This window comes from Elioraea sp., assembly GCF_051860475.1.
GTDB lineage: Bacteria > Pseudomonadota > Alphaproteobacteria > Acetobacterales > Acetobacteraceae > Elioraea.
On record NZ_JBHYDW010000107.1, the window covers coordinates 3107 to 16063 of the forward strand.

The window sequence follows — 12957 nt, forward strand, 5'->3', positions numbered from 1 at the left end:
TGATGCTGTCGGAGCTGCGCGCCAAGGAGCCCACGATCCTCGAGGCAATCCGCACCGACAAGGAGATCAAGAAGCCGACCGAGGAGAAGCTCGTCGCGTTCCTCGACGCCTTCGCCAAGACCTTCGCCTGAGGCACACGGTCCGGGGATAGACGATGCCGAGCCTGAAGGCGCTCCGCACGCGGATCAACAGCGTCAAGTCGACGCGTAAGATCACGCAGGCGATGAAGATGGTCGCCGCGTCCAAGCTGAAGCGCGCGCAGAGCCAGGCCGAGCAGGCCCGCCCTTACGCCGAGCGCATGGCGCGGATGCTGGGCGCGCTCGCCACCTCGGTCGCGGGCAGTCCGATCGCGCCGCCGATGCTGGTCGGCACCGGCAAGGACGAGGTGCATCTGCTTGTGGTGGTCTCGGCCGATCGCGGCCTCTGCGGCGGCTTCAACACCGCCGTCTCCCGCTTCGCACGCAACAGGACGCGCGCCCTGATCGAGCAGGGCAAGACGGTCAAGCTGCTGACGGTCGGACGCAAGGGGCGCGACTTCCTGCGCCGGGAGTACCGCAGGAACATCGTCGGCAGCATCGACTTCGTCGGCAAGAAGCAGATCACCTTCGACGATGCGGTGGAGATCGCGAACCAGGTGACCGAAATGCTGAGCGGCCAGCAGTTCGACGTCTGCACGCTGGTCTATAACCGCTTCAAGAACGTCATCACCCAGGTGCCGTCCGAGCAGCGCCTGATCCCGGCGAGCATCGAAGGCGCGCCGGCGGAACCGGCCAACGGGCAGCGCGCCTCCTACGAGTACGAGCCGGGCGAGGAGGAGATCCTCGCCGAATTGCTGCCGCGCAACCTCGCGATCCAGCTCTACCGCGCACTGCTTGAGAGCGCGGCCGGCGAGCAGGGCGCGCGGATGACCGCGATGGACAACGCCACCCGCAATGCGGGCGACATGATCGGCAAGCTGACGCTGAACTACAACCGCCAGCGCCAGGCGAACATCACCAAGGAGCTGATCGAGATCATCTCGGGCGCGGAAGCGATCTGACCGCGCGCGACGCTCGAACGGCGAGGACAACGCGTTACAGGATGGGCCCCTGGGGCCAGGGAGTACGGACGATGGCATCGAACAACGTCGGCAAGATCACGCAGGTTCTGGGCGCGGTCGTGGACGTGCAGTTCCCCGGCGAGTTGCCGAACATCCTCAACGCGCTGCACACCGAGATGAACGGGCGGCGGCTGGTGCTGGAATGTGCCCAGCACCTCGGCGAAAGCACCGTGCGCGCGATCGCGATGGACAGCACCGATGGCATGGTCCGCGGCGCCGAGGTGACCGACACCGGCGCTCCGATCCAGGTGCCGGTCGGCCCGGAGACGCTGGGGCGGATTCTCAACGTGGTCGGCGAGCCGATCGACGAGCGCGGCCCGGTCGAGACCGCGAAGCACTTCCCGATCCACCGCGAAGCGCCGCTGTTCGTCGATCAGTCGACCGAGGCGCAGATCCTGGTCACCGGGATCAAGGTCATCGACCTGCTCGCCCCCTACCTGAAGGGCGGCAAGATCGGCCTGTTCGGTGGTGCCGGCGTCGGCAAGACCGTCACGATCATGGAACTGATCAACAACGTCGCCAAGAAGCACGGGGGCTACTCGGTCTTCGCCGGCGTCGGCGAGCGTACGCGCGAGGGCAACGACCTCTATCACGAGATGATCGAATCCGGGGTGATCAAGACCGACGGACCCGGCTCGAAGGCCGCCCTCGTCTACGGCCAGATGAACGAGCCGCCGGGTGCGCGCGCGCGCGTCGGTCTCTCCGGCCTCACCCTCGCCGAGTACTTCCGCGACGAGGAAGGCCAGGACGTGCTGTTCTTCGTCGACAATATCTTCCGTTTCACCCAGGCGGGCTCGGAGGTGTCGGCGCTGCTGGGACGCATCCCCTCGGCGGTGGGCTACCAGCCGACGCTCGCGACCGACATGGGCGCGCTCCAGGAGCGCATCACCTCGACCAAGAAGGGCTCGATCACCTCCGTGCAGGCGATCTACGTGCCGGCCGACGACCTGACCGACCCCGCGCCGGCGACCTCCTTCGCCCACCTAGACGCGACGACCGTGCTCTCGCGCGCACTCACAGAGATCGGCATCTATCCGGCAGTCGATCCACTCGACTCGACCAGCCGCGCGATCGATCCGCGCATCGTGGGCGAAGAGCACTACAACGTCGCGCGCGAGGTTCAGCGCATCCTGCAGACCTACAAGTCGCTGCAGGACATCATCGCCATTCTCGGCATGGACGAGCTCTCGGAGGAGGACAAGCTGATCGTGGCGCGCGCGCGTAAGATCCAGCGCTTCCTCTCGCAGCCCTTCCATGTCGCCGAGGTGTTCACTGGCCAGCCCGGCGCGTTCGTCGAGCTCGCCGACACGATCCGCAGCTTCAAGGCGATCTGCGCCGGCGAGTACGACCAACTGCCCGAGGCGGCGTTCTACATGGTCGGCACGATCGAGGAGGCCGTCGCGAAGGCCGAGAAGCTCGCCGCCGAGGCGGCCTGAGCGGCGGGCCAGACCGGAGCACGGTGCTATGGCGGACCAGATCACGCTCGAGATCGTCAGCCCGACGCGGCTTCTGCTGTCGGAGCCGGTCGATCTCGCCGAGATCCCGGCCTATGATGGCTATATCGGTGTGCTTCCCGGGCACGCGCCGATGATCGCGACGCTGCGCGGCGGACTGATCCGCGTGCATCAGGGCGGGTCGGTCACCAAGCAGCTTTATGTCGGACGCGGCTTCGTCGAGATCGCCCCCGACCGCTGCACGGTGCTCGCGGACGAGGTGATCCCGGCCGACGAGCTCTCGCTCGAGACCGCGCACAAGCGCGTCGCCGACGCCGAGACCGCCTACCAGGCGGCCGCCGAGACGCGGGATGCCGACGAGATCGAACAGGCGATCATGCGCCTCGCTGCCGCACGCGCGATGGAGGATGCAGCGCGGCGCTGAGGACGCCGCGAGCTGTCCGTCGCGGTTCCGCAAAGCGGCGCAACGCCCTGATTCGGTTTGATTTCATCCGACCGCCGCCCCTTGCCTCACTGGCGCGCAATCCCCATTCCTGTGCTAGCGTGTGCGGAACGCCGAGTCCGCCCTCGGGAAGGCAGGGCTGTTCGACAACCGGGAAGGACGGCAGCGCCATGAAGCACTGGCACATCGACCAGGTGGGCTGGGAGAGGTTCGATCCCGGCAAGGTCGATCCGGGCATCGTGCCGCTCGTGAAGGCGGCGGCGATGGTGGAGCGCAACGGCGACGACTACGCCACCTATCTCTGCAACGTATTCCATGACGACCCCGACTTCCGCCAGGCTGCGCTGAACTGGGCAGACGAGGAGGTGCAGCACGGCGAGGCGCTCGGGCGCTGGGCGATGCTGGCCGATCCGACCTGGGATTACCGCGCCGCCTTCGCCCGGTTCCGCGAGGGCTACCAGATCCCGCTGGAGGCGGATCATTCCGTGCGCGGCAGTCGCACCGGCGAGCTGATCGCGCGCTGCATGGTCGAGACCGGCACCTCGTCCTACTACACCGCCCTCGCCGAGGGCACCGAGGAGCCGGTGCTGAAGCAGGTGTGCCAGCTGATCGCCGCCGACGAGTACCGCCACTTCAAGCTGTTCTATGACCATATGCGGCGCTATCTCGCGCGCGAGAAGATCTCGCTTATCGAGCGGCTGCGCATTGCGGCGGGGCGGATCGGTGAGAGCGAAGACGATGAACTCGCCTTCGCGTTCCACTGCGGCAACATGCCCGACGAAGCGCCCTATGACCGCAAGACGTCGATCGCGACCTACATGGCCAAGGCGATGACCTACTACAAGGTGCGTCACATCGACCGCGGCATGGGCATGATCTTCAAAGCGGTAGGACTTTCGCCGCGTGGACGGCTGTCCGAGTTCGCCGCGCGTGCGGCGCATCGGTTCATCCGCTTCAAGCAGCGCCGGAACGAGGCGATCGCGCAACGGGCCGCGGCGAACAGCAACATCCCCCGCGCCGCGCAGGCGGCCTGAGCCGGGGACTGGTGCGGAGGCCCTGCTTCCCCGCGCCATGGCGCAGCGCTTGACTGAACTGAACGGTTCAGTTTATTTTCGGCACCTGCCGCGCTGCACAGGACGCTCGGATGGCCTCCCTCACCCCCGCGATCGCCATCCATCTCGCCGCCGCGGGAGGCGTGCTGGCGCTGACCGCCGGGCAGCTTGCGTTGTCCAAGGGGACGCCGCGTCACCGTGCGGCAGGCTACGCCTGGGTATTGCTGATGGCGCTGGTCGCGCTCTCCTCCTTCGCAATCCCGACCTTCATGACGGGGCTGACGGGCGCATTCCCCTTCGGCCCGATCCACGTCCTCTCCGTGGTCATGCTGCTCGGGCTCGCCCTGGCAGTCCGGGCGGCACGGCGCAGGGACGTCGCGCGGCATCGCCGCATCATGCTGATCCTGACGGCGTCGTTCCTTGTCACGGGACTGTTCACGCTGCTGCCCGGTCGCCTGCTGCACGGTTGGCTATTCGGCTGACCGTTACGGACAGGGCGGATGCCCGGCCAGGCCGTCCGTTCGCCGACCGGATTATGCGCCTCAGCCGCACAGCGAATACCGCTCGTGCGCGAACAGATCGGCCACTTCCGCCAGCATCTCCGCCAGTTCCGCCCGGTCTCCGGCATCGAGGCGCGGACCCGCGGCGCGCACGTGCACGTGGCGGATCACGCCGCGCGCGGCCAGCACCGCCTTGGTCATCGCCATACGGAACACGGCCTGGAAGTTCAGGAGCGGCAGCATCCGGTTGAACATCGCCCGCACGCCTGCGCGATCGCCGGCGCCGTGCGCCGCCCACAGCGCGGCGTGCAGGTCGGTCAGCTCGGCGGCCGGCATTGTCCCGCACGCACCGCGCGCGAGCTCGTCGGTGATGTAGCGGCCCCCTGCCCCGCCAAGCACGCCGCGCAACCCTGGCGGCGCGAGGCTCAAGAGCTCGCCGATGCGCTGGCCGGCCGGCAGCGCCTCCTCCTTGACGTAGGCGACTCCCGGGACCCGCTCGACGATCGTGGCGACGAACCTCATGGTCAGCGCCGATCCGACCGGCGCCGGCGCGTTCTGGAGCATCACCGGCACACCGACGCCGGCAAGTGCGCGGTAGAAGCCCTCGATCGCCGCTGCGTCCTTGGAGAGCGAGGGCGGGTTCATCGCCATCACCGCCGATGCGCCGAGCTCCTGCGCCAGCCGCGCATACCCCACCGCGTCGGCCTCGCTCGCCGCCGAGGCGCCGACCACGAACGGCTTCCGCCCGTCGATCGCCCGCGCCACCACGCGCGTCAGATGGGTGCGCTCGGCGGGGGCGAGCGTGTCGAACTCGCTCGCCACACCCGGGAACACCAGCCCGTCGGCGCCGGAGGCGATGATGAACTCCACCACGTTGCGCAGATCGCCCTCGTCCGGCGAGCCGTCCTCGCGGAACGGCGTCGGCACGATCGGCAGCACGCCGGACAGGTCAGCGGTCACGCACAGCTCCTTCAGGCGGTTTCGCGGAAGCGGACGTAGGGATCGAGTGCTGCCGACGGCACCACGCCGAGGCCCGGCCCCTCCGGCAGCGTATAGGCGCCGCCAGCGCATCCCATGCCCTGCTGGTCGAGGAAGCGCAGGTTCCGGTCCATGATCGAGTGCTGGTACTCGTGGCCGACCACGCCGGCGAGTGTGGCCGAGGCGTGCAGGCTCGCGGCGAGGAACAGGCCGACGCCGATCGTCGCGTGCGGGATGATCCGCGCATGGAACGCTTCGGCCAGGTGGCCGATGCGCAGGAACTGCGTGATCCCGGTGTGCCCCATCTCCGGCTGCACGATCGCGAAGCCACGTCGGATCAGCCGCTCGCGCACGTCGAAGGCGGTCGCAAGCTCCTCGCCACCGGCGATCGGCACGCGCGCCGCCGCCGCGACCGCGGCGAGCCCGTCGATGTCCTCGCTCGCGACCGGGGCCTCCGCGAACCACAGCCCGTGCGCGGCGAGCCGGTCGATCACACCGATCGCCTCGGCCGCGGTGTAGGCCCAGTGCAGATCGGCGGCGATCCGGACGCCGGCGCCGAGCGCCTTGCGCAACCCGACCATCTCCGCCTCCGGCCCGTCATCAGCGACCACTGCGGCGAACTTCACCGCGTCGAAGCCGCGCGAGGCCCAATGTTCCGCCTCGGCGACCCGCTCGGCCAGCGTCGGTTTCGGCAGACCCGAGACATAGGCGGGCACGCAGTCATGACGCTGCCCGCCGAGCATACGGACGAGGGGCAGTCCGGCGAGCCGCGCGGCGAGATCCCACACCGCGATATCGACGGCAGCGAGCGCATCGCCGAAGAACCCGCCGCGGAAGCCGCGCACGCGCATCGTGTCGGCGAGGTCCTCGTGCAGCGGCACGGGATCGCGCGGATCGCGCCCGAGCAGCAGCGGGCCGAGCAGATCGACCACCACCTCCGCGGTCGCGCGCGGGGCGATCACGCCGAACCCCTCGCCCCAGCCGATCGCACCCGACGCGGTCTCGATCCGCACCAGCATTGTGCGGTCATCGGTCGGGTAGATCGTACGGTTGCCCTTGCGCACCAGGTAGCCGCGCGCGTTCGGCGCCTCGCCTTCGCGCGCGGCACCCAGATAGGGCGTCTCGCGCGGGATGACGACGACCAGGACCTCGACGCGCGCGATCCGCTCGCCGCTCACGGCGGTTCAGTCGACCGTGATGCCGGCGCGCGCCACCACGTCGCGGAACCGCTCGGCGTCGGTCGCGATCTGGCGCGCGAACTCCTCGGGCGTGTTCGCGACCGGCACAAAGCCGAGCTGGTCAAGCCGGGCGAGCACCTCGGGTTCGCGCAGGAAGCTGCGGATCGCCTCGGACAGCCGGGCGACGATCGGCGCCGGCGTGCCGGCAGGGGCAACCACACCGTGCCAGGACATCAGCTCCACGCCCGGGGCGAACTCGTTCAGCGCCGGCAGGTCGGGGAAGCGCGCGAGCCGCGTCGGCGTGGCGACCGCGAGCGCCCGCAGCTTGCCCGCCTCGACATGCGGCCAGGAGGTCGGGATCACGTCGAGCGCGAAATCGACCTGCCCGCCGAGCAGCCCGTTCAGCATGTCGGCGCCGCCGCGGAACGGCACGTGCACCGCGTTCGTGCCAGTCTCGAGCAGGAACAGCGCCTGGCCGAGATGGATCGAGGTGCCGTTGCCCGAGCTGCCGTAGTTCAGCACCCCGGGATTCGCCTTCATGTGCGCGATCAGTTCGGGCACGGTGCGCGCCGCGACCTTCTCGGCATTGACCACCAGCAGCAGCGGCGTCGCCGCACAGTTGCTGACGGGGGCGAAGTCGCGCACCGGGTCGTAGGGGACACGGCCCTTCTGCACCGCCGGCGCGATCGCCATGTTGGCGATGTTGCCGAGGCCGAAGGTGTAACCGTCGGGCGCCGAGCGGGCGAGCATGTCGAGCCCGATCACGCTGCCCGCGCCCGGCCGGTTCTCGACCACGAAGGGCCGGCCGAAAACCTGCGCCATGCGGTCGGACACGAGGCGGCCGATGATGTCGGCGCCACCACCTGGGCCGAACGGCACGATCAGCCGGACATTGCGCTCCGGCCAGCCGGTCTGCGCGATCGCGGGCAGCGCCAGCGCGGCCGCACCCGCACCGAGCAGCAGGCGCCGTGTCGTCATCATCTCGTTCCTCCCGCAGCGATGTGGCCAGGGACGATACCGGGCGCGGCCAGGGCCAGCAATCGCACCTTGACGCTGCGCCGTCTGCGTCGGACACGCGGCCGGGATGACAGCAATCCTGGTGATCAAGCACGGCGCCCTCGGCGACCTGGTGCAGGCCTTCGGGCCGTTCGCGGCGATCCGCGCGCATCATCCCGAGGCACGGATCGATCTGCTGACCACCCCACCCCTCGCCGCCCTGATGACGGCTGCGCCGTGGTGCGACCGCGTGCTCACCGACGACCGACCGGCGTGGTGGAATCTGCCGGCGCAGATCGGGCTCGCCCGCCGCTTGGCGCGCGAGACCTATGCGCGTGTGTACGACCTGCAGACCTCGGCGCGCTCCTCGCGGCTGCTCGCCTGGATGCATCTGTTCGGCGCCCGCTCGGAATGGAGCGGCATCGCAGCCGGCGCCTCGCACCCGCATGCCAATCCCGGCCGCGATGCCATGCACACCCAGGACCGCCAGCGCGAGCAGCTCGCGATGGCGGGCCTCACCGTCTTCCCAGTGCCGGAGCTCGGTTGGCTCGACGGCGACGCGAACCGCTTCGATCTGCCACCGTCGTTCGCCCTGCTGATTCCTGGGGCCGCGCCGCACCGCCCAGCGAAGCGCTGGCCGGCCGAGCACTACGGCGCGCTCGCCGGCCATCTCGCCGCGGCCGGCCTGACCACCGTGGTCCTCGGCGCACCCGCCGAGGCGCCGCTTGCCGCCGCGATCCGCAGGCTGTGTCCCGACGCCCGCGACCTGACCGGCCGGACGACGATCCCCGACATCGCGGCGCTTGCTCGGCGCGCCGTCCTTGCGGTGGGCAACGACACCGGACCGATGCACCTGATCGCCGCGGTGGGCACGCCCTCGCTCGTACTGTTCTCGGCCGACAGCGATCCGGCGCTCTGTGCCCCGCGCGGGCGCGAGGTGCGCATCCTGCGCGTGCCCGACCTGCGGGAACTGCCGCCCGCACAGGTCATCGAAGCAGCCAGCGCGCTTGACGCCCCCGCCGCCCCGCCCGCATAGACCCCGCTTGCCCGAGAACGGCCGAGGAACACCCATGCCCGCCATCACCCTGCCCGACGGATCCGTGCGCCGCTTCGACGCCGCCGTCACGGGCACGGAGATCGCGGCCGCGATCGGCCCGGGGCTCGCCAAGGCAGCGATCGCGATCGAGGTGGACGGGGCGCTCTGGGATCTCTCGCGCCCGATCGAGACGGACGCACGCGTGCGGCTGATCACGCGCAAGGACCCGGAGGCGCTCGAGCTGATCCGGCACGACTGCGCGCACGTGCTGGCGGAGGCGGTGCAGGAGCTCTTCCCTGGCACCCAGGTGACCATCGGCCCGCCGATCGAGAATGGCTTCTACTACGACTTCGCGCGTGACACGCCGTTCACCCCCGACGACTTCGCCGCGATCGAGACGAAGATGCGCGAGATCATCGCGCGCGGCGCGGCGTTCGAACGGATCGTCACCTCCCGCCACGAGGCGATCGACCTGTTCCGGTCAAAGGGCGAGAAGTACAAGGTGCAGCTGATCGAAGACCTGCCGCAGGGCGAGACCATCACGCTCTACCGCCAGGGCCGGTGGACCGATCTCTGCCGCGGCCCGCACATGCCGACCGTCGGGCACGTGGGCGACGCGTTCCGGCTGATGAAGGTCGCGGGCGCGTATTGGCGCGGCGATCACCGCAACGCGATGCTCAGCCGCATCTACGGCACCGCCTGGCGCGACCGCAAGGAGCTCGATGCGTATCTGCATCAGCTCGAGGAGGCCGAGCGGCGCGACCACCGGCGCATCGGCAAGGAGATGGGGCTGTTCCACCTCCAGGAGGAGGCGGTCGGCTCGGTGTTCTGGCACCCCAAGGGCTGGCGTCTCTATCGCACCGCCGAGACCTACATGCGCCGCCGTCTTGACGCCGCCGGCTATGTCGAGGTGAAGACCCCACAGCTCGTCGATCGCGCGCTGTGGGAGGCCTCGGGCCACTGGGAAAAGTTCCGAGAGAACATGTTCGTTGCCAACGTCGAGGACGAGGGTGAGAAGTCCCGTGTGCTCGCGCTGAAGCCGATGAACTGCCCCTGCCACGTGCAGATCTTCAACACCACAATCCGCTCGTACCGCGACCTGCCGCTGCGCATGGCCGAGTTCGGCTCCTGCCACCGTTACGAGCCTTCGGGCGCGCTGCACGGGATCATGCGCGTGCGCGCCTTCACCCAGGACGACGCGCACATCTTCTGCACCGAGGCGCAGATCGCCGACGAGACCGTGCGCTTCGTCGATCTGCTCTCGTCGATCTATCGCGACTTCGGCTTTGCCGAGTTCCGCGTGAGGTTCTCCGACCGACCGGCCAAGCGCGCCGGCACGGATGCCGTGTGGGATCAGGCCGAGAATGCGCTGAAGGAGGCCTGTGCCAAGGCGGGGGTCGCCTACACGCTGAACCCTGGCGAGGGCGCGTTCTACGGGCCGAAGCTCGAATTCGTGCTGCGCGATGCGATCGGGCGTGACTGGCAGTGCGGCACGCTTCAGGTCGATTTCGTGCTGCCCGAGCGGCTCGACGCGCTCTATGTCGCGGCTGACGGGTCGCGCCGGCGGCCGGTGATGCTGCACCGCGCGATCCTCGGCAGCTTCGAGCGCTTCCTCGGCATCCTGATCGAGCAGTACGCAGGGCGCTTCCCGATGTGGCTCGCGCCGGTGCAGGCGGTGGTTGCGACCATCACCTCGGATACCGACCCTTACGCACGCGAGGTGGCAGCGTCGCTCGCACGTGCGGGCCTCGCGGTCGAGGCAGACCTCTCGAACGCGAAGATCCAGGCCAAGATCCGCGAGCACTCGGTCGCGCACGTGCCGGTGATCGTGGTGGTCGGCCGCAAGGAGGCCGAGGCGCGCACCGTCGCGCTGAGGCGCCTCGGCGGCGAGGCGCAGCAGATCGTGCCGCTGGATTCGGCCGTGGCCGCCCTGGCGGCCGAGGCGACCCCGCCCGACCTGCGCGGCCCCGTCGCGGTTGAAGCCGCGGCCTGATTTCCCCATTCTCTACCGGTTCAACAACGGCAAGGAGGCTTGAGCCATCCCACCACGTCCGACCACCCTGGCGCCGCCGACCCGCGAGGGCCCGCGCGTCAACGAAGACATCCGTATTCCTCAGGTTCGCCTGATCGGCGCCGACGGGGAGATGATCGGCGTTCTGCCGACCCGCGATGCGCTTTGGCGCGCCCGGGAAGTGGGGCTGGATCTCGTGGAGATTTCCCCCAACGCCGACCCGCCGGTCTGCAAGATCCTCGACTTCGGCAAGTACAAATACGAGCAACAGAAGAAGAAAAACGAGGCCAAGAAGAAACAGAAGGTTGTTGAGATCAAGGAGATCAAGATCCGACCGAACATCGATGACCACGATTACGACGTGAAGATGCGTCAGGCCAAGAGCTTCATCGGCGAAGGCGACAAGGTGAAAGTCACGCTGCGGTTCCGCGGTCGCGAGCTCGCCCATGTCGATCTCGGCATGAGGGTGCTCGAGCGCGTGAAGGGCGAACTCGACGAGATCGCCAAGGTCGAGCAGATGCCGCGAATGGAGAACCGGCAGATGATCATGGTGCTGACACCACGCTGAAATCTTGAGGTTAACGGCCACCTTCCGCCGGCATGATCGCCAAGCCGGAAGCACCACGGAAGCACCCGGCGGCGCTTCGCACTGCATGAGACGCCCGGCCGCCCTATCCGGCACAGGATAGAGCGGTCGGGATCGCTCCCGACCACGCGACGCGACCACCCCTCCCCAGCGAATGACGCGCCCGAATCGAACGCCGCAGCGGCGGACGGCCGCGCGCGCCGGATGAAGCGATAAAGTCGTAAAGTGGACACCTCGAAAAACTGCTGGCGTCGGCTCGGGTTGGGGTGATTCGCTGACGTCCTCGGCGATGGGGGCGGCGATGGCGGGTCAGGCGGGTTTCTTCGATGCGGATGAGCGGCTTCGGGCGCTGTCAGCGGCCGGCGATCCGCTGGAGCGGTTGCGCGCGGTGGTGGAGTTCGAGGCGTTCCGCGCCGAGCTCGAAGCGGCTTTGCCGCGTGCGGACCGTAGCCGCGGCGGCCGGCCGCCCTATGACGCGGTGCTGATGTTCAGGATCCGTGTGCTTCAGACGCTGTACACGCTTTCGGACGAGCAGACCGAGTACCAGCTGCGCGACCGGCTGAGCTTCATGCGCTTCGCGGGCCTGGCGCTGCACGATCCGGTCCCCGACGCCAAGACGATCTGGCTGTATCGCGAGCATCTGACGCGGGTCGGCGCGCTGGCGCGGCTGTTCGCGCGGTTCGATGCGGTGCTGGCCGAGCGCGGCTATCTGGCGATGGGCGGGCAGATCGTCGACGCGACGGTCGTGGAAGCGCGCCGGCCGCGACTGACGCAGGAGGAGAAGCGCACCCTGCGCGAGGGCGGCACGCCAGAGGGGTGGTCCAAGGCGCGCACCCGCCAGATCGATCGCGACGGGCCCCCATCGCGGCTTGCCGCGATGGGAACCCGACGGCCGCTGGACCATCAAGCGCGGGCGCAAGCCGCCGCCACCAGAGGGGGCTGAGCGCCGCGGTGCTGAGATCGCGGTGCCGGTGTTCGGCTACAAGAACCACCTCGGCATTGATCGGGGGCACGGCTTCATCCGCCGCTTCACTGTCACCCATGCCGCACGCCACGACGGCAGCCAGCTTGGCGCCGTGCTGGACCCGCAGAATACCGGCAGCGGCGTCTGGGGCGACGTCGCCTACCGCAGCAAGGCCAACGTCGCGCTGCTGGAACGGCGCGGCCTCGCGCCGCAGTTCCAGCGCGCCAAGCCGCGCGGACGCACAATGCCGGCGCACGTCGCTCGCGGCAATGCCACCCGCGCGCGCGTGCGCAGCCTGGTCGAGCACGTCTTCGCCGCCCAGAAACGCCGCATGGGACTGGTCGTGCGCTCGATCGGCCTGGTCCGCGCCACCGCCCGGATCACGCTCGCCAACGTCGCCTACAACATGCGTCGGCTGGTCTGGATCGAGGGGAGAAGCGCGCCCGCCTGACCGCTCAGGCAGGTTGGAACGCCACAGCCAGCCACTCCGGCCCGAAACGAATCTACACGTCGACATCGCTCGGCACGATCGCGTAGATCGCCAGCCCACCAGCAGCGCCACAAGGCAGGGTTATTCGAGGCGTCCATGTGGAGAGCGGCGCGCCCGGCGAGTTGCTGTGCGCTGATACCTTCTTCGTCGGCCACCTCAAGGGCGTGGGCA

The 12957-nt window shown here is 69.2% G+C and carries 11 protein-coding genes and 1 pseudogene; 9 read left to right on the forward strand and 3 right to left on the reverse strand.

Annotated features, from left to right (window positions below; genetic code table 11):
• The first annotated feature begins 154 nt into the window (after nucleotides 1-154).
• From ACTIFU_RS16905 to ACTIFU_RS16925, 5 genes are all read left to right on the forward strand, one after another.
• Complete coding sequence (locus tag ACTIFU_RS16905; RefSeq protein WP_439579492.1) at nucleotides 155-1039, forward strand: F0F1 ATP synthase subunit gamma; 885 nt, start codon at nucleotides 155-157, stop codon at nucleotides 1037-1039.
• A gap of 71 nt (nucleotides 1040-1110) precedes the next feature.
• Nucleotides 1111-2535: a F0F1 ATP synthase subunit beta gene (gene atpD / locus ACTIFU_RS16910; protein ID WP_439579493.1), complete on the forward strand. Its 1425-nt coding sequence runs from the start codon at nucleotides 1111-1113 to the stop codon at nucleotides 2533-2535.
• Between the two features lie 28 nt (nucleotides 2536-2563).
• Nucleotides 2564-2977 (forward strand): ATP synthase F1 subunit epsilon, encoded by a 414-nt coding sequence (gene atpC, locus ACTIFU_RS16915; RefSeq protein ID WP_439579494.1) that lies wholly within the window; start codon nucleotides 2564-2566, stop codon nucleotides 2975-2977.
• 188 nt (nucleotides 2978-3165) lie between these two features.
• Nucleotides 3166-4029, forward strand: coding sequence for a ferritin-like domain-containing protein (locus ACTIFU_RS16920; RefSeq protein WP_439579495.1), 864 nt, complete (start codon nucleotides 3166-3168; stop codon nucleotides 4027-4029).
• 110 nt (nucleotides 4030-4139) lie between these two features.
• Complete coding sequence (locus ACTIFU_RS16925) at nucleotides 4140-4529, forward strand: DUF2306 domain-containing protein (protein ID WP_439579496.1); 390 nt, start codon at nucleotides 4140-4142, stop codon at nucleotides 4527-4529.
• 60 nt (nucleotides 4530-4589) lie between these two features.
• Here the strand turns inward: ACTIFU_RS16925 and ACTIFU_RS16930 are convergent, their stop codons facing one another.
• Genes ACTIFU_RS16930 through ACTIFU_RS16940 form a run of 3 tightly spaced genes read right to left on the reverse strand, consistent with a single transcriptional unit; the run spans nucleotide 4590 to nucleotide 7681 of the window.
• Nucleotides 4590-5507 carry a dihydrodipicolinate synthase family protein gene (locus ACTIFU_RS16930; protein WP_439579497.1) on the reverse strand — a complete coding sequence of 306 codons (918 nt, stop codon included), beginning with the start codon at nucleotides 5505-5507 and terminating at the stop codon, nucleotides 4590-4592.
• Between the two features lie 11 nt (nucleotides 5508-5518).
• Entirely contained in the window at nucleotides 5519-6703 is a 1185-nt protein-coding gene (locus ACTIFU_RS16935) for a mandelate racemase/muconate lactonizing enzyme family protein (RefSeq protein ID WP_439579498.1), read from the reverse strand.
• Between the two features lie 6 nt (nucleotides 6704-6709).
• Complete coding sequence (locus ACTIFU_RS16940; protein ID WP_439579499.1) at nucleotides 6710-7681, reverse strand: Bug family tripartite tricarboxylate transporter substrate binding protein; 972 nt, start codon at nucleotides 7679-7681, stop codon at nucleotides 6710-6712.
• A 106-nt stretch (nucleotides 7682-7787) separates the two neighbouring features.
• Between ACTIFU_RS16940 and ACTIFU_RS16945 the strand changes: the two genes are divergently transcribed.
• The 4 genes and pseudogenes from ACTIFU_RS16945 to ACTIFU_RS16960 all read left to right on the forward strand — a co-directional run bounded on the left by ACTIFU_RS16945 (nucleotide 7788) and on the right by ACTIFU_RS16960 (nucleotide 12747).
• Entirely contained in the window at nucleotides 7788-8735 is a 948-nt protein-coding gene (locus tag ACTIFU_RS16945; protein ID WP_439579500.1) for a glycosyltransferase family 9 protein, read from the forward strand.
• Nucleotides 8736-8769: 34 nt separating this feature from the next.
• Nucleotides 8770-10728 carry a threonine--tRNA ligase gene (gene thrS, locus ACTIFU_RS16950; protein ID WP_439579501.1) on the forward strand — a complete coding sequence of 653 codons (1959 nt, stop codon included), beginning with the start codon at nucleotides 8770-8772 and terminating at the stop codon, nucleotides 10726-10728.
• Nucleotides 10729-10795: 67 nt separating this feature from the next.
• Entirely contained in the window at nucleotides 10796-11314 is a 519-nt protein-coding gene (gene infC / locus ACTIFU_RS16955) for a translation initiation factor IF-3 (protein WP_439579502.1), read from the forward strand.
• A gap of 319 nt (nucleotides 11315-11633) precedes the next feature.
• Nucleotides 11634-12747, forward strand: a pseudogene (locus ACTIFU_RS16960) (IS5 family transposase).
• Nucleotides 12748-12957 lie beyond the last annotated feature (210 nt).

Bases quoted from the DNA above. Each gene is read 5' to 3' on its own strand.
- ACTIFU_RS16905 (WP_439579492.1), top strand. From the start codon at position 155: ATGCCGAGCCTGAAGGCGCTCCGCACGCGGATCAACAGCGTCAAGTCG.
- atpD (WP_439579493.1), top strand. From the start codon at position 1,111: ATGGCATCGAACAACGTCGGCAAGATCACGCAGGTTCTGGGCGCGGTC.
- atpC (WP_439579494.1), top strand. From the start codon at position 2,564: ATGGCGGACCAGATCACGCTCGAGATCGTCAGCCCGACGCGGCTTCTG.
- ACTIFU_RS16920 (WP_439579495.1), top strand. From the start codon at position 3,166: ATGAAGCACTGGCACATCGACCAGGTGGGCTGGGAGAGGTTCGATCCC.
- ACTIFU_RS16925 (WP_439579496.1), top strand. From the start codon at position 4,140: ATGGCCTCCCTCACCCCCGCGATCGCCATCCATCTCGCCGCCGCGGGA.
- ACTIFU_RS16940 (WP_439579499.1), bottom strand. From the start codon at position 7,681: ATGACGACACGGCGCCTGCTGCTCGGTGCGGGTGCGGCCGCGCTGGCG.
- ACTIFU_RS16945 (WP_439579500.1), top strand. From the start codon at position 7,788: ATGACAGCAATCCTGGTGATCAAGCACGGCGCCCTCGGCGACCTGGTG.
- thrS (WP_439579501.1), top strand. From the start codon at position 8,770: ATGCCCGCCATCACCCTGCCCGACGGATCCGTGCGCCGCTTCGACGCC.